Here is a 21,700-nt window from a genome sequence, read left to right as displayed (position 1 = left end):
GCCCTCCAGCACGCCCCCGATCAGCCGGACGCACCCACCCAGCAAAAATCAGGACCCAGACGACCGTTCAGACAACCGATGAAAAATCGAGGCTAAGCTGAAGTTACGTGGGCCTCCTGCCCGGATTCGTTGAATTTCCGGGCAGGGGGCCTCTTTTCACGATTCCGAGCGAGCATGCAGGCAGCCCACACTTCGCCGGCGGAAAGACGCATCTGCCGGAGCATCGTATCCGCTCATCACCGATGGCAGACCTCGACAGCAGTCGGGATTACGCCAGTCGTTCCGTGAGACCCAGCCTGAGGAATTCGATGGCTTCGCTGACGCGGCGCGGGGTGTGTACGGCGGCGGGGTATACGGCATGAATGTCCGCTGCCGGCGTCGGCACGTCTTTCAGGACCTGCTGCAGCAGCCCCTGTCGCAGCATGGGGTTTACGTGCCAGCTGGAGCGCATGATGAGTCCAAGGCCCTGAAGGCACCATCCGGTGACTACTTCTCCGTCGTCGCTGATCATGTTGCCGTTCACCCGCACGCGTTGTTCCCGGCCCTCCGATCCGAATCGCCATAACGCGTAGTCGCTGCTGTCTTGTCGGAGGATGATGCAGTTGTGCTGTTCAAGTTCGGCGACTGTGCTCGGGCGGCCGATGCTGTTGAGGTAGTGCGGGGCTGCGCACACTATCCGGCGGCTTTCCACAAGGCGCTTGGACTTGAGTCTCGAGTCCTCCAGACTGCCGACACGGATGCCAATGTCAAAGCTCGTCCCGGCAATGTTGAGGGGAAGTGCCGAAAGCTCCAGGTCAACGGAAACCCGGGGATGTTTCCGTACGAACTCACCGAGCAAGGGGGCGATGTGGATCCGGCCCAGGCCAATGGTCGAGTGCACGGCAATCCGGCCCTGGAGCTCGCCATATTTTTGTGCCACCCCTTCCTCGAGGTCCGTTTTCTGCTGAAGGATCGACAACGCCCCGGCAGCGTATTGCTCCCCTTCGGGTGTGAGGGTCAGCTTCCGGGTGCTCCTTCGGACGAGCTGCACGCCGAGCCGGGACTCCAGCTGGGTCAGCCGTTTACTAACCGAAGGGAGTGACTTTCCCCAGCTTCTGGCGGCGTCCGTCAGGCTTCTCGATCGGGAGATCTGTTCAAAGAACTCCAGGTCATCCACGCTGTTCAAATCCACTGCCGTTACTTCTTTCTCTGAGAGAAACAATGTGTTGCTGGAATACCTCTAACTCCTGCGCTTCTTCATCCATACACTGGTGTGACAGAAAGCACAACGCACCACTCGGTGCTAACAGGCCCTGCACCTGTGCCCCAACAAGAAAGTCTCACCATGACACAGACGCACAGAATCGCAGTGATTGCCGGTGACGGAATCGGGCAGGAGGTTGTACCCGAGGGGGTCCGGGCACTGGAAGCCGCGGCAGAGGCCTTTGATTTCAAGCTGCAGACCACCGTCTTTGACTATGCCAACGGCGATTACTACCTCAAGCACGGAAAGATGCTTCCCGACAACTGGTTCGATCAGCTTAGCGGCTTCGATGCCATCTTCTTCGGCGCTGTTGGCTCCCCGGAAACCGTCCCGGACCACATATCGCTGTGGGGAAGCGTTCTGCAGTTCCGGCGCCACTTCGATCAGTACGTCAACCTGCGGCCCGTGAAACTGCTGGCCGGCGTCAAGAGCCCTCTGGCGAACCGGGTTCCAGGGGAGATTGACTTCTACGTGGTCCGGGAGAACACCGAGGGTGAATACTCCAGCATCGGAGGCAGGATGTTCGAAGGGACCGACAGGGAAACGGTCCTCCAGGAGACGGTCATGACCAGGACCGGCGTGGACCGCATCCTAAAGTACGCGTTCAGTCTCGCCGACAGCCGCCCGAAGAAGCACCTGACGTCGGCAACAAAGAGCAACGGCATCTCGATAACCATGCCGTACTGGGACGAGCGGGTCGAAGCGATGGCGCAAAACTTCAGCGACGTAAGGACCGACAGCTACCACATCGACATACTGACGGCGAACTTCGTACTGCATCCCGAGAGGTTCGACGTGGTCGTGGCCAGCAACCTTTTCGGAGATATTCTGTCCGATCTGGGACCGGCATGCACGGGAACGATAGGCATCGCACCCAGCGGCAACATCAACCCCGAACGCCGGTTCCCGAGCCTCTTCGAACCGGTCCACGGATCAGCCCCGGACATCGCCGGAAAGGGCATCGCCAACCCCATCGGCCAGATCTGGAGCGCATCAATGATGCTGCAGCACCTTGGCGAAGATGCCGCGGCTGCCGCAGTAGTGCAAGCCTTCGAGAACATCCTGGCAAGGGGAAACCATTCCCTTACGCCTGATCTGGGCGGCAGCGGCAGCACCGAACTCCTGGGGAAGACCATCGCGGACGAAATCCGCACTGTAGCCGCCTCCCGCTGACGGCCAGGCCAGCGGCTCACACTCACCGCCCGCGCGGTTGGCTCCGCCCCGGCAGAACGGGGCACCGACCAACTAGTGGTGTGTCTCCAAAATAGATCTTGGGTGGTGGTTTGAACAACTGGCCCAACAGGCGACATCCCTGACCGGGGCAACATATCCTTCACCACCCTGCCCATAACCGGCTTCGGCGCGTCCCCTGAAGGCGCCTCCATCAACACCGTAGACATCACACCAATACTGGCTACCGGCAAAGAACTCCTCACCCCAGCCACCCCGCCCACACCCGCAAGCAACACCTACGCCGACTCCACAGGGCCCTCCAAGGCGGCGCCATCCCCTGCATCAAATAGGGGTTGGTGCAGAATAGGCGATGAATCAGCTGACCGGCGGATTCAAGCTTAGGCTGTTGCGCCGGGCGTGGCGGGGGCTGGCAGGATCAGTAAACATTCAACCCTGGCCGAGGATCGGGAAGTCCTGAGGTGAGGCGGTATTGTCAGTTGGCACTGACAGCTTCACAGGCTGCTCTCAGCGTGGAACCTTTCTCCATGGGTTCCAGGATTGCGGCCTGCTTATCGACCAATTGCTTCCTGGCCCGCTGACGCATCGCCTCTCTTCAAAACGGGGGTTGCAAGGACCACTTGAGCTCACTATCGACTGATGAGACGCGCCTTAGGAGCTGCGACTACCGCTTCGGACTGCCCGTACCGTTGTGGCAAAGCGCTGGCGGTATTCGGAAGGCGTCGTTCCGTAGGTTCCGGCGAACACCCGGCGGAGGGTTTCGTCGCTGCCCAGTCCGCTCCTGGCGGCCGCGCTGGTTACCGATGATCCTGCCTCAAGAAGGGCTCGGGCCCGCTCCAGGCGTACCTGTTCCACGTAATTGCCGGGTGTCATCCCCAACTCCGAGTTGAACAGGCGTCGAACGTGGCGTTCGCTCATGTGGGCCTGCCGGGCCAGAGCATCGGCGCGGTGATCTGCGGCGGGTTCCAGGATGATCCGGTCCAGGATCGTGCGGATGACGGGAGTCCGTGCGGCGGGGACGCCGGTGCGGACGGAAAACTGGGATTGGCCGCCGGGGCGCTGCATAAACACTACAAGTTCGCGGGCAATGTCCCGGGCCAGGTCCGGGCCGTGGTCCTCTTCGACCAGGGCCAGGGCGAGGTCCAGTCCCGCAGAGACGCCCGCACTGGTAAAGATATGGCCGCTTTTTACGAATATCGCATCGGGTTCCACCGCCACCGCCGGGAAGCGGGACTGGAGCTGTGCGGCATGGCGCCAATGCGTCGTCGCGCGTTGGCCATCCAACATGCCAAGGGCAGCGAGCAGGAAAGCACCGGTACAGACGGATGCAACCCGGCGTGCGCCCGCGGCCAGGGGCTGGATCGCCGATGCCAGATCCACCATGGATCGGTGGTCCGCGACCAGCTTCTCCGAGCCGGCGATGACGACCGTGTCCAGTGGCGGGGCGTCCGAAGCCGCTGAATCGACGCAGAGCCGCACGCCGGCAGAGGAGATGACGTCAGCGCCCGTGGGCGAGAACATCCGCATCCTGTAGGGCGCCCCACGCTTGGCGGCCTCCCCAAAGATTTCAAGGGGTCCGCAGACATCCAGAAGCTGAACGCCGTCGTAGACGAAGAATCCTATGGTGCGTTGTGTCGTAGGCATGTGCCTGCTCCTATGTCCGATATTGGGGGAAGCACGTCCAGATTGACATGGTGCTCTCCAGCGTAGCTGAACCAGACTCGAATCAGAACGGAAAGTACCCGCTCGTCAAACGCCACGGAGGACACCATGTTGGAAACCATCGCCGGTATCAAGATCCCGGATACCGCACTTGTCAGGGATGCAACAGCCCTCGTCAGGGAAGCCGAAAGCGACTTGTTGTTCCACCACTCCCGCCGGGTCTTTCTCTTCGGTGCTCTTCAGGGTCAGCGTCTCGGGCTGGAACCAGATCTTGAACTTCTCTATGTGGGCGCACTTTTCCATGATCTGGGACTGACCGAAAGCTACGGCACGACCGTCCAGCGGTTCGAGGTGGACAGCGCCAACGCGGCGCGCGCCTTCTTGAACGCCCACGGCTATTCAGACACTGACGCGACCACGGTGTGGACGGCTATCGCTTTGCACACGACACCCGGGGTTCCCGAATTCATGTCTCCGGAGATCGCCCTCGTCACCGCGGGCGTTGAAACGGATGTCCTGGGAATCGGGTACCGCGACCTCGCCCCCCGACGCCGTGCACGCCGTCACTCACGTGCATCCGCGGCCTGATTTCAAGCGCCAAATCCTTGAAGCCTTCGCAGCGGGCAATGCAAACCGCCCGGAGACCACCTTCGGCAACGTAAATGCCGACGTCCTGTCGCACTTGATGCCCGGTTTCGAGCGCACCGACTTCGTCGACGTCATTCGCAACTCGGCCTGGTCCGACTGAACCCGGGCACCCGCTGCGCTCGGAGGCGGGCCCGGTTCCGCCGTGCTTTCGGCCTCCGCGATTTGACGCCAAACGCTTCACCCGGCAGCCGGGCCGCGGCCATTTCGAGGCGATCTCCCGGATTCTGCTCGTGCCGGCAAGGCGGATTTCGGTGAACGTGCGAACGACGGCGCGCGAGATCCCGTTCTTGCTTCGTTCGCCTTGGCAATCGGTCAACCCCCAGCGCCACGCTACGGCGCAATTGCAACTCCCAATGACTTAGGTGTTGCAACCACTGGACGCCAAGGCCGTCACAATGGCTCAGTTTTCGACCGTCACCGACACCAGTCCACCGCCCACCCGGGTGGCCAACCCCTGTCCCGGATAGTCCACCCGGCAAGGTAGTAGCCAGCCACACCGCATCTGGAGCGAAACTGAGGTCAGTTCTCGATGTTGTCTGGCTCACACAGTCACATGCCGGGGCCAGCAATCGAGAAAGATGAGAAGGAAAAACGATGAGATCCGCCCTTGGCCTAACCATGGCAATCACCGCGACTGACCGTGCCGGCATGGAACGCCAGCTCGACGAAGCCGTGGCCGTCGCCAGGACCAGGGCAATGCGCGAAGGACGCCAGGGAATTCTCGTCACGAGACACGACTACGATTCCTTCACCGTGGCCCTCAGCGATGCCGTGCCCTTCGGACTGACCCTCGAGCATCAGGATTGGTGAATCAACGATGCGTCTTCGCTTCGGCCGTGGCCGCATTGCCTTCAGGAATTTTCCCTGCCGACATGGCCGCTCAAAGTGCATGGCGTCGTTCGGATGGTTCGCACGAGAGCGGTTTCCTTCCCGCCGATGACCGGTGCGGGCAATACCGCATCTTGCGCAGCGGGCAGACGCAAATCAGTCGCCCGCCTGTGGCTCTTGCCCAGGAGGTTACAGCGCAATGTGGCGCACGAGTTCAATGCACGTTAGATGATTGAAAGAGGATCATGGATTATTCGCTGATGATGGCCGCATGCGCCATCAGCACAATGAAGCACGAGGGCACGAGTGCGTTGCCGGATGCGCCTGTTGTCGTGGAACGACGCGCCGGGCACGCACACAGAAGGCTGCCTCGCCTGCAGGGTTGGCTGGCGAGCGTTCTACACCAAGTCGCGTGGGCAATTGAGCCTGACCCGGCGGCTGTAACTGAGCCCCGGCAGTAAGGCAGCGCTGCCGCGGACGTCGGGTCTGATGGATCTTCAGTCACCGACACGAGTTCAACCGCTCTGGCGGCGGGAGTCCGGTGCCTCGGGGAACCAGCCACAGAAAGCGAAAACACCCGCGCTTTCCACCGACGCCTACGAACACCTCGAAGCACGGACACCCGCCACGAATACCAAAGAAACCGGCCGCACGGCCTCAAGAAGGATAGAGACAATGACCCAATCCCCCAGCACGGAAAAGACCCTCACGGTTTTAGCCACGGGCCAAGAACCAGTGGAAATACAATTGGAAAGTACCGAGTCGCTGACCATACGCGTGGAGACACGGTCCGCCACCTGCACCTGCTCTTCCCGGCCAGGCTCCTACATCGATATGGAACCACCATCCTCCCGCCACTAGCTAACGTCGCCACCGTCCCACGGTGGCCGAGAGCGTGACGACCCATTATGCCCGGGTATCGGCTGGCTGATGGGTAGGAACCGGCCGCGCGGGCAACCGTTCATTGACTGGATGTGCCATTCGGCGTCAAGACGGCGGCCGCTCCTTGACGCGCATCCGACCGCCAGACGGTGTGCAGACCAATATCGAGCAGTTTCCGCTCACCTAAATCCGTGAACACCCAGACAAACCCGTGTTGCGGAAAAGGCACGTCAACCCACCCGCGCCAGACTTCACCGGTTTCGTGATCCAGAACAGTGATTCGGTGCCCTGGCGCAAGTGACAGGTAGGCCTCGACTTCACATCTTGTGAGGGAGTCTTTCGACCCGTTTCGTCCCGACGCGAGGTTGGCAACTGGCTTCGGCAACCAGCACGTAGCTTGGCCGGCCGTGGGGCACGCGCCCAGCACCACGTTGACGGTCGACTCGCCGGAGACCCCGGCGCTATCTTCGATCATCGGAGGACGCGCCCCAGCTTTCCCTTGTCGTGCCCGGGAAGTCCACCGTTCAGCCGAGCCTCGTACCGGCCAGGGGCGAGCCGCCCTACCGAGATGCCGACTCGTTCGGTCATGGCTACGGGCTTCAAGAGATCCACCACCCTGTCCAAGGCGGCATCCAATTCCATTCGTGAATGAACAACTACGACGTGACGATCGGGTGTTGCTTGAATGGTCATAAATCCTTACTCTCACGGCGGGTCAGTTTTCCCGGCCAGGAGGAAGTGTTCGGACCGGCAGCAGTGTCAAACGGCGAGGCTGAGCGGGTTCGTCGCTTGGGTCTGCTGGTCTGCCACGAGCCCGCTATGTGTGAACTTGGGCGCCGTCGCCCGGACGTCCTTGCCAGTTCAGGGCGCCTCGGGATTCCTTCCGAGCTCCCCTGCGATGTCCACGGGGATCAATTGACTGATCTGGGATGTTGTGAGGCCGCATCCGAGCAGGAAGTGAAGCTTGACATGCGCTGCTTCCAAAGTTAGATTTCCACCGTCCGTTACGCCCGCCTCGGCCAGGTTCGTGCCGTGTGGCGTGGCATTGAGCTCCACCCCGCCGTCGATGGACTGGCTGACGGCCACAATTGTTAGACCGCGGGCGGTTCCCCGCGCTATGACATCCAAGAGTCCCGGCGAGCTGGCTGGTACATTTCCGGTGCCATAGCAGTCAAGGACTGCGGCGTGACGTGCGCGGTCGAGGATCGCGCCGGCCGTCTCGGCGGTGATGCCGGGATATACCCTAAGAACGGGTATTTCCTCGGACGTGAACCGCGTAAACGTCAGCCGGGGACGTTTTTCGTCGTGTTCTCCATTCTTTGAAGCCCCGAGGGCGTATCTGTAGCCGGATCCGACGAGAGTTGAATCCTTGACTGCCCGAGTTGCTGGTATCACACGGCCGCCGAAGGCGATTGACGTTCCCGAGCTCGTGCCGTCGGTGGCAGCCGCAACAGCCTCGGTCAGGTTCGCGGTCCCGTCCGAACCTGGGTAGGAGATCGGGCGTTGTGCCCCGGTGAACACAATCCGCCGCCGGGGTCGTGTGAAGGCCAAGGCCGCGGCAGAGTAGGCCATCGTGTCGGTCCCGTGAATGACGAGGATGGGCCCGGACTCGATCTGGTCTACCGCATCGATGAGTCGCTGCCAGGTCTCGGGTGTGGCGTCTGCGCTGTCAATCGGGGGGTCAAACTCATGAACGCTTATGTCCAAATCGCGGCTGGATTCAGCCAGCAGGCCGACTAAGCGGTCGGCAACCGGAGAGGGGGCATATCCCCGGTCTGTGCGCAACCCGCTGAAAGTGCCTCCGGTGGCGATGATTCCAAGCTTCGGTGCCTTCACTGTGACGATTCTTCCTGAAGAAGTGCGATGGCAATGTAGAGGTCTTGAAGGGCGATGCCTGAACTGTCGAAAATGGTGATCTGGTCCTTGTTTGTGCGTCCGGCGGAATCTCCGGTGAGGACGCTGCCGATAGCCGTTGTGGCCGCATGCTGGTCGGGGAGGTGCTGGAACTCTCCGATGACGCGGGATTGTTCGGGGAGGTCACAGAAGAGGCTACCGCGGCTGAAGAGTTCGGGCGGAAGTTCCTGTTTGCCCTGTGCATCGGACCCCATTGTTGCGATGTGGGTGCCGGGCTGGACCCAGCTGGCTTCAAACAGCGGGGCCCGGGCTGTGGTGGCGGTGATGATGATGTCGGCGTCCTCGCATGCGCGCTGCGCAATGGCCGGCTGGGCGGTGAGGCCGTGTTCGGAGAGAGCTCCGATGAATGACTGGACGCGCTCGGGGGTTCGCCCGACGATGCTGATGGTGTCGATGGGCCTGACGCGGCTGACGGCCGCACATTCGTAGATCGCTTGGTGGCCGGTGCCAAAGACGGTAAGGCTTGAGGCATCAGGGCGGGCCAGAGCGTCTGCGGCGACGGCATCCGCGGCCGCAGTCCGGTAGGCGTTAACACCGCCGCCTTCGATGACCGCACCGATACGACCGATTTCCTGGTCGAAGAGCAGGATGAGAGAGCTGTGTCGTGGAAGGTTCTTTTGGCCGTTACCGGGCCAGTACGAGCCGATTTTGATGCCGGCGAGATCACTTGTAGCCCCAGACTTGACCGTGAACCGGTCGCTGGCGGCAGAGCCGTGGCCGATGACCGTGGGAAATGATGCCGACGCCGGCTGGCTGGCGGCAATGAGCGCTTCCCGGGCGGCGTCGAAGGCGAGCGAGTGGGAGATGAGGGAGGAGGATCGCTCCTCGGAGATGAACCGCATCAGAGTCTTCACCATCCCCGGGTCCGCTGCCACACGGCGGCGATCGTCGGGGACTGGCCGTCGTGGACCTGGTAGCGGTCATGCTGAGTGCCCATCGCGCAGGCGTGGTTGGGAAGGATCCGTACGCGGGTTCCCAGCGGCAGGTCCGGCAGTGATGCGCCGCTGCCTTCGCGCACGGACAGGACGCCGTGTTCTTGGCTGGCGCCGCCCATGATGAGATCCGGGTAAAGGGAACCGGAAAGGTCAGCGACCAGACCGTACCCCTGATCCACGGACTGCTCGGCGGTTCCACGATCGCGGGAGGTAGCCGTCCAGCCGCCGTCGATCAGGGTCCATCCGTGTTCGGGGCGGTGCCCGATGACGGTGGCGATAACAGAAAGCGCCAGGTCATCGACGCTGCACACGCCAATTCCGGCCATCACCAGATCGAAGAATACATAGTTCCCGGCACGGACTTCCGTCACGCCCGTCAAGTCGCGAACGGTGAGGGCCGTGGGCGTTGACCCGATACTGACCACTGGCGCCACGTGCCCTGCCTGCCGCAGCCTTTCGGCCGCATCGACGGCGGCGCGTCTCTCATTTTCAGCTGCCGCGACTAGCTCCTCCTCGGTGTAGCAGAAATAAGACTCCCCGGCATGGGCAAGGACGCCGCGCAGCTCCGCCCCGCCGCCGTCCAGGATCGCAGCGATGGAGAGCGCACGAGGGTCATCCGGAAGGATGCCGCCACGGTGACCGTCGCAGTCGATCTCAATCAGGGCGGGAATGGCGATGCCGGCCGCGCGGGATGCTGCCGCGACGGCTTCGGCCTGCTCTGCGCTGTCCAGGAGCACGATGAGATCCACACCGCGGCGCCGCAGTTCCAGGACGCGGTCGAGCTTGCTCGGGGCGATACCGACGGCGTAGAGGATGTCGGTGAACCCGTCATCGGCGAATGCCTCTGCCTCGGCGAGTGTCGAAACAGCCAAGGGACCAGTGCCCCCGTCCCAGAACATTCGCGCAACTTCAGGTGACTTTGCTGTTTTGGCGTGCGGGCGGAGACTCACCGGAAACGGCTCGAGGCGCTCGCGCAGCCGGGTAATATTCCGGCGGACCTTCGCGCGGTCCAGAGCAAGGAATGGGGTCTCTGGATCGTGCAGGGTCAGGGCTGCACGATCGTTCCCGGGGGCCAAGGCGGTCAATGGTGGTCCTTAAAGAGATGGTTAGAAGCGGATGCTTGGGAGGCAGCCGACCTCTGGGCAGACGGGGCACGGGCGATGCCGTAACCCCTACGTATTGTACATATTTAGACATTTTGTAAAAGGGATTTGGATCCAGTTTCCGTCCTGCCGGTCCCGCGATTGTCCGATTGAGCCAAACCGGAGGACGCCCTCAGAACATTATTGACGTTTAGTCTATACTTAGACGAAACGTAACACGTTCGAAAGAGGACTAATGACCGGGCCAGCAGAACCCTTCCTGTACGACAGGAGCGGCGGAAGGTATCCGATTGATAAGCCGCGGTGGAGGGGCGATGACGGATCCCCGCTCATGGTCTCCGCGCTGGCCGGAATCGACCGCGACGATGTCGATACCGGGGAACGCTCCCAGTGGCGGTACCGGGCGGCCTTGCCGTATCGGATTACGCACCACGTTTCGCTCGGTGAGGGCTGCACGCCGCTCCTTGAAGCAAACATCGGCGGCGCGGACGTCTACGTCAAACCGGAATGGTTCAACCCCACGGCCAGTTTCAAGGACCGCGGCACGACGGTGATGCTCTCTGCACTGAGAGACCAGGGAATCCGCCGCGTCCTTGAAGACAGCTCCGGCAACGGCGGGTCCTCGGTCGCCGCGTACGCCGCTGCGGCCGGCATGGCAGCGAAGGTCCTCGTACCGTCAAGCGCTTCGGAGGCCAAGATCGTCCAGTCCCGCCGTCACGGAGCCGAGATCGAACTGATACCGGGGACACGGCAGGCCACGGCCGAAGCGGCCATCGCGCAGTCGGAAGACATCTTCTACTCCAGCCACAACTGGCACCCTTTCTTTCTGCAGGGCACAAAGCTCATCGCCTACGAAATCTGGGAAGACCTGGGATTCCGGGCCCCGGAAAACGTTATTGTTCCGTCGGGTGCCGGTAGTCTCGTGCTGGGATGCTCGATCGGATTCGGCGAACTGCTCCGGGCGGGCCAGATCAAACGCATGCCCCGGATCCTTGCCGTTCAACCCGAGAACTGCAGCCCGCTGGCCCGGGCTTTTGCGCATGGATCCGCTGAACCCATCGAGGGTGACTGGCAGCAGAGTCTGGCCGAAGGAGCATCCATCGCCCGGCCGGTACGCGGACCTGAGGTCCTGGCAGCCGTCGCGGAATCCGCCGGGGCGTTCGAGACGGTGACGGAAGAGCAGATCCGGCGGGCAACACAGGAATTGGCATGGAAGGGGCTTTATGCTGAACCAACGAGCGCCATGGCGGCAGCCGCCGTTCCGGGCTTTACAGCGCGGGGCCTCATGGCCGCCGGAGAGACAACCGTCATGGTCCTGACCGGATCAGCGCTCAAAGCCGCATGAAATTACTGAGTTGGAGAAGCTAGATGCACACCCCGGAGAGCCCCGAAACCGAGCACCTCCTGGCCGAGCTGGATAAGATCACCGTGGCACTCGGACGGACGTTCCCGGGCCTTTGCGAAGTGGTGCTTCATGATCTTCGGGACCCGCTACACACTGTGCGGACAATCGAGAACAATCTATCCGGTCGCACCCAGGGCCAATCGGCAACGGAGCTTGGCCTGGCCCGGATCCAGGACCCGGCTTTTCCTGCAGTCCTGCAGAACTACTCCAACAGCTTCCCCGATGGGCGGGCAGCCAAGAGCACTTCCATAGGGATCAAAGACAGCAACGGCAACTACATCGCCGCGCTGTGCCTGAACGTGGATATTTCCATGCTCAGCACCCTCGCCCACCAGCTGGCTGCCCTGACGCGCATCGATGAGCAAACGGGCCCGCTGGAAGAGAACCTGCGACAAAAGAGCCTGGAAGAAATCCGCGACTACATCACAAAGTACGCGGCCGAGAAAGGCATGACTCCGCTCAGCCTCGATCCGGAATCCGGCCGCGTCTTGACCCGAAAACTCCGGGACGAGGGATACATGAACATCAAAAAATCCATCCCCACCGTCAGTGAGGCGATCGGGGTGTCCAGAGCAACCGTCTACAACTACCTGAAATGAGCAGCCGTGGAACAGGCTGAAGCCGGTAACGCCCTGCAACTGATCAACGCCCCGGACCTGGCCGCCCCCTCTGGGCCACTACAGCCACGCGAGCGTTAGGAGACCACCATCCCGCCCGCGCCGTCGCAGGCGTCAAGGACCTCCACTACGGGGCAGCAGTTGAAGTCGAAGCGGTAGCACTCACGGCCTCCACCAGCCACTAACCCTCTCAGCCGGCGGCATCCACGGTGCGGCCCCACCCCAGCATGGCCAACGTGTCGTGCCCGAACGTGGAAGAACACAGGAATGAGCCCAGGAGGGTGGGTAGCCGGCCGGCGTTGAACACACGCTTCATTCCGGCGTTTGCGCTCGTGTCGATGAGCATCGACAGCCACGCATCAGCCAGTTCGCGCAAGCCGGCGTTCCGCGCCAACGCCGGAAAAGACTGGTGGAGGACACGATCTGCATTGGTGGATCAAGGTTAAAACAAAAGCTGGACAAGTTGGCGGGATTGTTGGAGGTGATTTCGCATTGCCTTTTCCGCTGCCTCCGGGTCCCTGTTCTCCAGTGCAACCAGAAGGTCTGCGTGGGAGAGCATCGCGTCTGTCCGGGGCACCCTGTTTTTCCAATACAACCGCCAGAAGCGCAAGCTGTGCAGCAGGAGGCGGTCGGCGGCGTCCTGGAGAAGAGGGTTCCTGATCATGTGGACCAAAAAAGTGTGCAGGGCATGGTCGTCTTTGAGGAATTGCTCCGGATCCGATGACACGCGTGATTGGTCCACGGTGTCTGCGAGGCGTTTCACAATGGACAGATCCTCCTGCGTCGCGCGAAGGGCAGCGATGTAGGCCACACCGCATTCGATGGCCTCCCGGGCTTCGAACATGTCAAGAACCCCGTCAAGGGTCAGCGGAGTGACGACGATCCCGTGTCTGGGCATGATAGAGACAAACCGATCCTTTGCCAGGCGGGCGAGAGCTTCGCGCACGGGCATGCGCCCAAGTCCAAGGTCCGCGGCCAGGGCCTGCTCGTTCATGAACTCACCGGGGGCGAGGCGAAGGTCGAGAATCCTCGTCTGAAGCTCGCCGTAGGCGATGTCACTTGCCCTCTCAGTACCCAATACAGCCTTCTTTCATCAGCAACGTCCCTATCGCCGGACACGAAATAAGTGGCCTCAGCGACGCGACCAGTTCATCGCCGTCGTTGGTCCCACCATCTCACGGCGGCCTCGTTCAATGGTACGACGATACCGGCACTTGTGAAATATCACTGATATTTTTTTAATAAATCTCTTGATATTTCTATGAGATATGAGCAATCATGTTCAGAGCCAAGTCACCATCTGAAGTGCGCCGTCCGGCTCCCCTCACTGATCCCAACGAAGGAGTTTCGATCGTGTCCGATGAAACGCCAGCCACACCCTCCGGTCCCAAGGCCCCTGCCCTCGAACGTGGCGTTCTGACCATTCCCAATGCGATCGCGCTGTCCGCTGCTGCGATGGCCCCAGTCCTGGCAGTGGTTCTGAACGCACCCGCTGCGGCCGCTGCTGCCGGAGCGGCCCTGCCGCTCTCATTCCTGATTGCGTTCATCGCCGCCGCACTCGTCGGGAATACAGTGGTCCAGTTTTCCCGTCTCCTGCCCTCGGCAGGATCCTTTTACACCTTCAATTCGAAGGGCCTGGGCTCCGGTGCGGGCTTCTTCACCGGATGGCTGTTCTGGATCGGCTACGCCACGCTCGCACCGGGCTTGTTCTCCGCCTTAGGTGCATTTGTCCATGACTATGTTCTGGCGACCTTCAATGCCGACATCCAGTGGTGGCTGTTCAGCCTGGCCGGGATGGCCATCGTTGTCGGCTTGTCATTGCGAAGCATCAAGGCCTCCGTCAGCCTGGACCTGACTCTGCTTGTTATTGAAGTGGTCATTTTCCTAGTCCTGGGCGTGCTGGCGATTTCCACCGCCGGTTCGGGCAACACCGGCGAGGTCTTCTTGATCTCTTCCTCGCCAACAGGTTTCAGCGGAGTCGGCCTCGGCGTGGTGTTCGGGTTGTTGTCCTTCGTCGGCTTCGATGCGGCCGCCACCTTGGGGGAAGAAACCCGTAATCCGAAACGCAGCATCCCACTGGCTGTGATCGGCGCCCTGGGCATCGTGGGCGTGTTCTACGTGTTGATGATGTATTCCCTTACGGCGGGGTACCGGCTCAACGATCCCCAGCAGCTGACAGCGTTTCTGCAGGATGCTAACCCATTTATCACGCTTGGCCAGAACATCGCCCCGTGGCTCCTGCAACCGATCGAAATTTCCGCCATCGCCGGCATCTTCAGCTGTCTTCTGGCCATTCACAACACGACTGTCCGGGTGATCTTCTCCATGGGCCGGGACAAAGTCCTCCCATCCTCCCTAGGGCGCATCCACGCCCGCTGGTTCTCGCCGCACCGCGCCATTTTCGTGCAGACCGTCTTCACCGTCGTCGTCGGGATCGGCGTCGGACTCTGGCTCGGCCCCGGCCCGACAGGTTCCTACGGTTTCACCGGAGCAATCGGAACCGTCGCCATCGTCATCGTCTACATCCTGAGCAACATCGCCCTCATCCGCTACTTTTGGCGAAGGGCTGACCGCAGCCTGGTCAAGCACATCATCGTCCCCGCGCTCGGTGTCCTTGCCCTGGCCTACCCGCTCTACTCAGTCAGCGATCCCACGCAGGCCTACCCGTACAACCTGGTCCCGATCGTCGTGCTCGTATGGATCGCGCTCGGCACCGCCCTCTACCTCTACTACCGGGCCAAGTCCCCGGAGAAAATCGCTGCCATTGGTGCCTTCGTAGCCGAAGACGATCTGCCGCTGGACGAACAACACGAGAGCCTGCTCATCGCACGGGCCTCCTCGGTGCAGCATCCGACGATCGAGGAAGAATTCCAGCGCCACCCCGAAGTCAGCAGGGACTAACGATGATCAACGTAGATGGAAAAGCAGTCTTCACCGAACTTACCGAACTTGTCGACCCCGCCCACACGGCACTGCTGTTGGTGGACATGCAGAGAGACTTCATCGAACCGGACGGCGTGTTCGGGGAACTTGGGATCGATCTGTCGATGTACGCCGGCACCAGGCCTTGCCTTGCAGACCTGCTGGCCGCGGCACGGCATCACGGCGTTCTGGTCGTGCACATCCAGAACACCGCCCTGCCCCGAAGGATGAGCGACTCTCCCGCTCAGATCCGCTTCAACCTGCGGATGCACGATACGGCACGCGGGGAGGCGCCGGCCCTCCAGTACACCGTGCCGGGCACGCCTGGTCACGACTTTGTCCCGGAGTTCCGCCCGGAACCGGAAGAGCTCGTGGTACGCAAGTACCGCTCGAGCGGCTTCTGGGGAACGAATCTGGACCTACTTCTGCGCAGCAACGGCATCGACACCGTGGTCGTCGGGGGCTGCACGACGGAGGGGTGTGTTGAGTCCACCGCACGTGACGCGATGTTCAGCGGCTACTACGTCGTGGTGGCCGAGGACTGTGTCGGCAGTGACGATCAGGAGCAGCACGACGCGTCAATGCTCCTGATGCGCCACCGCTTTGACGTCGCAGCCGGCAGTGATATCGGCCAGGCATGGGAAAAACTTCAGATGTCCGAGATAGAGGAGCGCAGTTGAGAAAGCTAGAAAACCAGGTCGCCGTCGTGACCGGTGCCGCATCCGGCATCGGGAAAGGCATCGCCATTGCGTTTGCCCGCGAAGGAGCCAAGATCGTCGTGGCTGACCTCGTCGACGAGGCGAAGGCAGCCGAGGCTATGACGGAGGTCGCCGCGTACGGAGGGGAAGCCCTGTTCGTGCGCACCGACGTCAGTGACGAGGCCAGCGTGAAGGAGCTGGCCGAGCAGGCACTTGACCGCTTCGGCCGGGTCGACATCCTCGTCAACAACGCCGGCATCTTCACCGAGTCGCGGCTTGAAAGCATGACCGTCGAGGACTGGGATCGCGTCGTCAACACGAATCTCCGCGGTACATTCCTGTGCACCCGGGCGCTGATAAACCAGATGCTCGCCCGGGGTGAGGGCCGCATCATCAACATCGCGTCCCAGCTGGGCCAAATCGGAGGCGGCGCAGTCGCCCATTACGCCGCGAGCAAGGCCGGCATCATCGGATTGACAAAATCTCTTGCCCGGGAAGTCTCCAACCGGGGAGTGCTCGTCAACGCCATAGCGCCCGGGCCCATAGAAACACCGCTCCTGGAGAGCGAAACGGACGAATGGCGCAGCGGCAAACTGGCCGAATTGCCGATCGGCCGTTTCGGAACGGTCGACGAGGTCACGCCCACCGCGGTGCTCCTCGCGTCGGCGGACGGGTCCTACTACGTCGGCCAAACACTGGGGCCCAACGGCGGGGACGTGATGCTGTGAAAATCATCGACGTCCTCTGCGTGCCGGTGCGCACGGGTTTTTACCGGGATGACCAGGCAGCCATCCGTGCCGATGCAACTCACGACGGGTTCCTCTACGAAGGCCGCCCGCTCACTCCCGGCTTCAGCGCTATCCGCGAGCCCGGGACAGCCGTTTCCGTCATGCTGATCCTCTCCGACGGCCAGGTCGCCCTCGGGGATTGCGCGGAGGTGCAATATGCCGGCGCAGGCGGCCGGGCACCAGTTTTCGGTGTTGACGAAGCACTCGCCCAGATCCGGCAACACATCGCCCCCACCCTCATCGGCCGTCCCGTCACCGGGTTTCGCGAGCTGGCCGAGGAAACCGACAGCCTACGGGCCGATGGCCAGCCACTCGCCGCGGCCGTCCGGTACGGCGTGACCCAGGCGCTGCTCCACGCTGCCGCCCTCGCGGCGGGCCTGACCATGGCCGAGGTCGTGCAGCACGAATATGACACCGATGTTCCCTTGCTCCCCGTTCCCCTCTACGCCCAGACAGGCGATGACCGCTACACCAACGTCGACAAGATGATCCTAAAAGAGGTCGACGTCCTGCCCCACGGGCTCATCAACCAGGTGGACACCAAACTGGGTGCAGGCGGGGGCCTGCTGAAAAACTACGTCCGCTGGCTGCGTGAGCGAATCCTGACCACCCGTGCACGGCCTGAATATGCCCCCCGGCTGCACCTCGACACCTACGGGACGATCGGCATCGAGTTCGATCAGGACCTGGACCGCATCGCCCGCTACCTCGATGAACTCGCCGTCCAGGCCTCGCCCTTCAAACTCCGCATCGAACACCCCATCGACGCCGGAAGCCGCGATGGCCAGGTGAATGTCTACACCGAGCTGCGGCGCATGCTCGCCGCACGAGGCATCCCCGTCGACCTGGTCGTGGACGAATGGTGCAACACCCGGGAGGACATCGAGGCTTTTGTCTCCGCAGGTGCCGCGGACGTCATCCACGTCAAAACGCCCGACCTCGGGGGAATCAACAACACCATCGAGGCGCTGCTCTACGTACGGCGCCACGGACTGGCAGCCTATTGCGGTGGAACCTGCAACGAGACCGACATCTCCGCCCGCGTCAGCGCCCATATCGCCATGGCATGCGGCGCCGACCAGGTGCTCGCCAAGCCCGGCATGGGGGTCGACGAGGGACTGATGATCGTCGGCAACGAGATGGCACGCACCGCGGCCCTAGCCCGGAGCCGCGCGGCATCCGGACGAGCCCTCAGCGGCGCCGGGGACGGTGTGCGATGAAGCCGCTGGAAGATGTGCGCATCATTTCACTCGAACAATACGGAGCCGGACCCTTCGGCAGCGTGCAGCTTGCCGACCTCGGCGCCGAAGTCATCAAGATCGAAGACCCCTCGGCCGGAGGCGACGTCGGTAGGTACGTCGTCCCCATGCAACACGGTGAGGACAGCCTCTTTTTCGAGACGTTCAACCGCAATAAGCGCAGCATCAGCCTGGACATCACCACCGCGGCGGGCCGTGCGGTGTTCGAGGACCTGGTCAAGGTCAGCGACGTCGTCTACTCCAATCTTCGCGGGGACGTACCAGCCAAGCTGGGTATCCGCTACGACGACCTCAAACACCTCAACCCCGCTATCGTCTGCTGCTCACTGACCGGCTTCGGCATGACCGGTCCGCGAAGTGCTGAGCCCGGCTATGACTACGTGCTTCAGGGCATTGCCGGATGGATGGATCTCACCGGCGAACCCGACGGACCCCCCACCAAATCAGGGTTATCGGTCGTGGACTTCTCCGGCGGCCTCGTCGCGGCCATCTCCATGCTGGCAGCCCTGCACGCAGCGAAACGCGACGGCACAGGCACGGACTGCGACTTGAGCCTTTTCGACACTGCCATCTCCATGCTCACCTATCCCGCAGCCTGGGCTCTGAACAGCGACTTCGTTCCAGAAAGGACGCACCACTCCGCACATCCTTCGCTAATCCCCTTCCAGGCGTTCCGCTCAGCGGACGGATGGCTCGTAGTCGCGTGCCCCAAGGAGAAATTCTGGAGACGTCTCGTCCGAGTCCTTGAACGACCGGAGCTGGCCGAGGACCCGCGGTTTGGAAGCTTTGCCGCACGTCGTGAAAACTCAACCGTGCTTGTCCCGGTCCTGGAGGAGGCCTTCCTCACCAGGACATCCGAGGCCTGGCTGACGGAATTGCGTGCAGCCAATGTGCCATGCGGGCCGGTGAACACCGTTGCCGAGGCCTTGGCCGACCCCCACACCGACGCACGGAACATGCTCGTTAGGACTGAGCACCCCCGGTTCGGAACGGTCGTCCAGGTAGCAAGCGCCGTCCGGGTCGGAGATGAGCCCAAGGAACACCGACGAGCGCCCCGGCGGAACGAAGACGCTGCCCACGTCATGAGCGACCTTCTGGGCTATACACCGGAGAGACTGAGCTCGCTGCTCGAGCACGGAGCGTTCGGTCCACCTGCAGCCGAAGCCGCAGATCCTTCACCGAGACAAAAGCTCTCGACCAACTAATCGATTCACGAATCAGGAGGCCAAAATGTTCGATCTCACAGGCAAGGTAGCGCTCATCACAGGGGCAGCGTCGGGTATCGGCGCAGCGACGGCACGCATCTACGCAGAGGCAGGGGCAGACCTCGCACTGGCGTGGTACCCGCAGGACGGGCACGATATCGAACCCGTCCGGGAGGCAGCTGAAAAGGCCGGGGCCCGGGTAATCGTAGAGGCTGTTGACGTCACCAAAACCTCCGAAGTCGACGCACTGGCCGCCCGGGCAGCCAACGAGCTGGGCGGACTCCACATCGCGGTCGCGAACGCAGGGATCGCCCGAAAAGTGGAGCTGGAAGACCTCGACGACGAAGCATGGACCCAAGTCGTCGACGTCGACCTCAACGGGGCATGGCGCTGCTTCCGGGCTGCGCTTCCACACATGCGCAGAGCCGGCTTCGGCAGGCTCATCGCCACATCCTCCGTCGCCGGAACCGTATCCGCTTGGCCCCAGCACTCCCACTACGCAGCCGCGAAAGGCGGACTTGTAGGTCTCGTGAAATCTCTCGCGGTGGAGTTCGCTGCGGAAGGCGTCACCGCCAACGCGGTTGCCCCCGGTGTGATCAGGACGCCCCAGGCACTTGACCCCGTCCACTCGCTCGGCCCCGACGGTGTCGACGCAGTCGTTGCCAAGATCCCCGCCGGTCGCGTCGGTATCCCCGAGGACATCGCATACGTCTACCAGTTCCTGGCCAGTGCCGAGGCTTCTTACGTCAACGGCCAGCTTCTTGTCGTCGACGGCGCCCGCAGCCTGGCCGGGCTGGACTGAAGCATCATCCCTTCCAGAATTGGAGAATCAACCCATGACCAGCAACCCCCAGTTCTTCCGCCGAACCGACGTCGACAACATTCCCGGGCCCCCGCGCGACTTGGTTGGGTATGGCGAACACCCTCCGCGCGTGAGATGGCACAACGACGCGAAGGTCGCGGTGCAGATCGTTGTCAACTACGAGGAAGGGTCGGAAAAAACCTACGCCATGGGCGACGGCGTCAACGACGGCATGTATGAACTGCCCTTCGCCGTCGACGATCAACGCGACCTTGCGGTGGAATCCATGTACGAATACGGATCCCGGGCCGGGATCTGGCGTCTGTTCCGCATCTTCGATGCCGCAGATGTACCCGTCACGTTTTTCGCCGCGGCAGTGGCACTCGAACGAAACCCCGACGTTGCCACCAAGTTGGCGCTGCGAGGCGACGAGGCGGCAGGGCACGGGTACCGCTGGAGCAACCACTACGAGATGTCCCGCGATGACGAACACGAGGCGATCAAACTCGCGATAGCGTCCATCGAGAAAACAACCGGCACCCGGCCGGAGGGCTGGTACTGCCGCGAGATGAGCGTCAATACGCGCGATCTCGTCGCGGAGGAAGGCGGCTTCTTCTACGACTCCGACACCTACAACGAGGATCTGCCGTACTGGACCTCCGTCAACGGACGCAACCATCTGGTGGTCCCGTACTCGCTCGTCGTCAACGACGCCCGATACATCATGGGCACCGGTTTTGGGAGCCCCGAACAGTTCTTTGAGACAGCCAAGGCGACCCTGGACAGGTTGCGCAACGACGGCGACGACATCGGACGCATGATGTCCATCGGCCTGCACCCGCGCATCAGCGGCAATCCTGCCCGTGCCGACGCCCTTGCCCGGTTCATCGAGTATGCCCAGGGCTTCGATGACGTCGCCTTCATGCGGCGCATTGACATCGCAAAAACATTTGCCGATCAGGTCCCGCCCGTGCCGTTGGCGGCGGCCGTGCCCGCGGCCCACGGGAAGGAAAAAGAATGACCGACAAATCAGAGCCGTCGACACGCCGGGGCTATCCGCAGGCATCGCGGGTCGCTTCCGGTTGGACAGGACGCCTGTTCGAGGATTTCACCGTCGGAGACTTGTACTACCATCCGTTCGGTAAGACGGTAACCGAGGCCGACAACCAGACGTTCACGCTCATGACACAAAACGTGGCCAAGACCCACGTTGACCGCAATTTCGCCCGAAACACCGAATACGGGCGACCCCTCGTCAACTCGACATTTACTCTGGCCCTGGTCACCGGCCAGTCCACCATCGATCTGTCCATGAACGTGTTTGCGAACGTGGGCTGGGACGAGGTGAGGATGCCAGCCCCGGTATTCGAAGGAGACACCATCTACTCCCGGTCCAAGGTACTCGCCGTGCGCGGGTCGGCTACACGCCCCAACGTGGGACTGGTCACAGTCGCAAGCGAAGGATTCAACCAGGACGGAGTCATCGTTATCAGCTACCGGCGCACCTTCATGGTGTACCGGAAGGGACACATGCCCGTCACAGCCTATGCCCAGCCGGACGAGGCGAGCCTGCCGGACGCGGCTGCTTCACAATGACA

Annotated in this window: 22 protein-coding genes; 14 read left to right on the top strand and 8 right to left on the bottom strand. The window is 62.2% G+C overall.

Annotated elements, in window-relative coordinates; genetic code table 11:
• Nucleotides 1-268 precede the first annotated feature (268 nt).
• Nucleotides 269-1,171: a LysR family transcriptional regulator gene (locus tag ABH924_RS19410; RefSeq protein WP_404501472.1), complete on the bottom strand. Its 903-nt coding sequence runs from the start codon at nucleotides 1,169-1,171 to the stop codon at nucleotides 269-271.
• Nucleotides 1,172-1,324: 153 nt separating this feature from the next.
• Between ABH924_RS19410 and ABH924_RS19405 the strand changes: the two genes are divergently transcribed.
• Nucleotides 1,325-2,416 (top strand): tartrate dehydrogenase, encoded by a 1,092-nt coding sequence (locus ABH924_RS19405; protein ID WP_404501470.1) that lies wholly within the window; start codon nucleotides 1,325-1,327, stop codon nucleotides 2,414-2,416.
• Between the two features lie 669 nt (nucleotides 2,417-3,085).
• Here the strand turns inward: ABH924_RS19405 and ABH924_RS19400 are convergent.
• Nucleotides 3,086-4,078, bottom strand: a complete 993-nt coding sequence (locus tag ABH924_RS19400) for a GlxA family transcriptional regulator (protein ID WP_404501468.1) — start codon at nucleotides 4,076-4,078, stop codon at nucleotides 3,086-3,088.
• A 126-nt stretch (nucleotides 4,079-4,204) separates the two neighbouring features.
• On the opposite strand from ABH924_RS19400, the gene ABH924_RS19395 reads away from it, so the two are divergent.
• The 3 genes from ABH924_RS19395 (at nucleotide 4,205) to ABH924_RS19385 (ending at nucleotide 5,554) form a co-directional block, all read left to right on the top strand.
• Complete coding sequence (locus ABH924_RS19395; protein WP_404501466.1) at nucleotides 4,205-4,684, top strand: HD domain-containing protein; 480 nt, start codon at nucleotides 4,205-4,207, stop codon at nucleotides 4,682-4,684.
• Nucleotides 4,668-4,844 (top strand): hypothetical protein, encoded by a 177-nt coding sequence (locus ABH924_RS19390; RefSeq protein ID WP_404501464.1) that lies wholly within the window; start codon nucleotides 4,668-4,670, stop codon nucleotides 4,842-4,844. The genes ABH924_RS19395 and ABH924_RS19390 overlap by 17 nt, the downstream gene beginning before the upstream one ends.
• Before the next feature lie 494 nt (nucleotides 4,845-5,338).
• Nucleotides 5,339-5,554 (top strand): hypothetical protein, encoded by a 216-nt coding sequence (locus ABH924_RS19385; protein ID WP_404501462.1) that lies wholly within the window; start codon nucleotides 5,339-5,341, stop codon nucleotides 5,552-5,554.
• Nucleotides 5,555-6,925: 1,371 nt separating this feature from the next.
• Here ABH924_RS19385 and ABH924_RS19380 read toward each other — a convergent pair.
• The 4 genes from ABH924_RS19380 to ABH924_RS19365 form a co-directional block, all read right to left on the bottom strand.
• Nucleotides 6,926-7,147 (bottom strand): hypothetical protein, encoded by a 222-nt coding sequence (locus ABH924_RS19380; protein ID WP_404501460.1) that lies wholly within the window; start codon nucleotides 7,145-7,147, stop codon nucleotides 6,926-6,928.
• Between the two features lie 168 nt (nucleotides 7,148-7,315).
• On the bottom strand, nucleotides 7,316-8,290 hold the full coding sequence (locus ABH924_RS19375; RefSeq protein WP_404501458.1) for an asparaginase domain-containing protein: 975 nt from the start codon (nucleotides 8,288-8,290) through the stop codon (nucleotides 7,316-7,318).
• Entirely contained in the window at nucleotides 8,287-9,225 is a 939-nt protein-coding gene (locus ABH924_RS19370; RefSeq protein ID WP_404501456.1) for an ornithine cyclodeaminase family protein, read from the bottom strand. Before ABH924_RS19370 ends, ABH924_RS19375 begins: the two co-directional genes overlap by 4 nt.
• Nucleotides 9,219-10,388: an alanine racemase gene (locus tag ABH924_RS19365; RefSeq protein ID WP_404501454.1), complete on the bottom strand. Its 1,170-nt coding sequence runs from the start codon at nucleotides 10,386-10,388 to the stop codon at nucleotides 9,219-9,221. Before ABH924_RS19365 ends, ABH924_RS19370 begins: the two co-directional genes overlap by 7 nt.
• Before the next feature lie 253 nt (nucleotides 10,389-10,641).
• Here ABH924_RS19365 and ABH924_RS19360 point away from each other — a divergent pair, with 253 nt between their 5' ends.
• Nucleotides 10,642-11,751, top strand: a complete 1,110-nt coding sequence (locus tag ABH924_RS19360; RefSeq protein WP_404501452.1) for a pyridoxal-phosphate dependent enzyme — start codon at nucleotides 10,642-10,644, stop codon at nucleotides 11,749-11,751.
• Nucleotides 11,752-11,774: 23 nt separating this feature from the next.
• Complete coding sequence (locus ABH924_RS19355) at nucleotides 11,775-12,410, top strand: transcriptional regulator (protein ID WP_404501450.1); 636 nt, start codon at nucleotides 11,775-11,777, stop codon at nucleotides 12,408-12,410.
• Nucleotides 12,411-12,618: 208 nt separating this feature from the next.
• Here the strand turns inward: ABH924_RS19355 and ABH924_RS19350 are convergent, their stop codons facing one another.
• Together ABH924_RS19350 and ABH924_RS19345 are read right to left on the bottom strand one after the other, a co-directional pair.
• Complete coding sequence (locus tag ABH924_RS19350; RefSeq protein ID WP_404501448.1) at nucleotides 12,619-12,804, bottom strand: hypothetical protein; 186 nt, start codon at nucleotides 12,802-12,804, stop codon at nucleotides 12,619-12,621.
• A gap of 66 nt (nucleotides 12,805-12,870) precedes the next feature.
• Nucleotides 12,871-13,506, bottom strand: coding sequence for a GntR family transcriptional regulator (locus tag ABH924_RS19345; protein ID WP_404501446.1), 636 nt, complete (start codon nucleotides 13,504-13,506; stop codon nucleotides 12,871-12,873).
• Between the two features lie 275 nt (nucleotides 13,507-13,781).
• Here ABH924_RS19345 and ABH924_RS19340 point away from each other — a divergent pair, with 275 nt between their 5' ends.
• The 8 genes from ABH924_RS19340 to ABH924_RS19305 are packed head-to-tail and all read left to right on the top strand — an operon-like array spanning nucleotide 13,782 to nucleotide 21,698.
• Nucleotides 13,782-15,329 (top strand): APC family permease, encoded by a 1,548-nt coding sequence (locus ABH924_RS19340; protein ID WP_404501444.1) that lies wholly within the window; start codon nucleotides 13,782-13,784, stop codon nucleotides 15,327-15,329.
• A gap of 2 nt (nucleotides 15,330-15,331) precedes the next feature.
• A complete protein-coding gene (locus ABH924_RS19335; protein WP_404501442.1) occupies nucleotides 15,332-16,030 on the top strand; it encodes a cysteine hydrolase family protein in 699 nt (232 codons plus the stop codon).
• Nucleotides 16,027-16,776 (top strand): SDR family NAD(P)-dependent oxidoreductase, encoded by a 750-nt coding sequence (locus ABH924_RS19330; protein ID WP_404501440.1) that lies wholly within the window; start codon nucleotides 16,027-16,029, stop codon nucleotides 16,774-16,776. The genes ABH924_RS19335 and ABH924_RS19330 overlap by 4 nt, the downstream gene beginning before the upstream one ends.
• Nucleotides 16,773-18,056 (top strand): methylaspartate ammonia-lyase, encoded by a 1,284-nt coding sequence (locus ABH924_RS19325; protein WP_404501438.1) that lies wholly within the window; start codon nucleotides 16,773-16,775, stop codon nucleotides 18,054-18,056. Before ABH924_RS19330 ends, ABH924_RS19325 begins: the two co-directional genes overlap by 4 nt.
• Complete coding sequence (locus ABH924_RS19320; protein WP_404501436.1) at nucleotides 18,053-19,300, top strand: CaiB/BaiF CoA transferase family protein; 1,248 nt, start codon at nucleotides 18,053-18,055, stop codon at nucleotides 19,298-19,300. The genes ABH924_RS19325 and ABH924_RS19320 overlap by 4 nt, the downstream gene beginning before the upstream one ends.
• Before the next feature lie 25 nt (nucleotides 19,301-19,325).
• A complete protein-coding gene (locus ABH924_RS19315; protein ID WP_404501434.1) occupies nucleotides 19,326-20,102 on the top strand; it encodes an SDR family NAD(P)-dependent oxidoreductase in 777 nt (258 codons plus the stop codon).
• Between the two features lie 34 nt (nucleotides 20,103-20,136).
• Nucleotides 20,137-21,123 (top strand): polysaccharide deacetylase family protein, encoded by a 987-nt coding sequence (locus ABH924_RS19310; protein WP_404501432.1) that lies wholly within the window; start codon nucleotides 20,137-20,139, stop codon nucleotides 21,121-21,123.
• On the top strand, nucleotides 21,120-21,698 hold the full coding sequence (locus ABH924_RS19305; RefSeq protein WP_404501430.1) for a MaoC family dehydratase: 579 nt from the start codon (nucleotides 21,120-21,122) through the stop codon (nucleotides 21,696-21,698). Before ABH924_RS19310 ends, ABH924_RS19305 begins: the two co-directional genes overlap by 4 nt.
• Nucleotides 21,699-21,700: the final 2 nt, after the last annotated feature.

This window comes from Arthrobacter sp. GAS37, assembly GCF_044908325.1.
Taxonomy (GTDB): Bacteria; Actinomycetota; Actinomycetes; order Actinomycetales; family Micrococcaceae; genus Arthrobacter; species Arthrobacter ramosus.
Note: the sequence above shows the minus strand (reverse complement) of the source record. Positions and strands in the feature narration are given on the sequence as shown.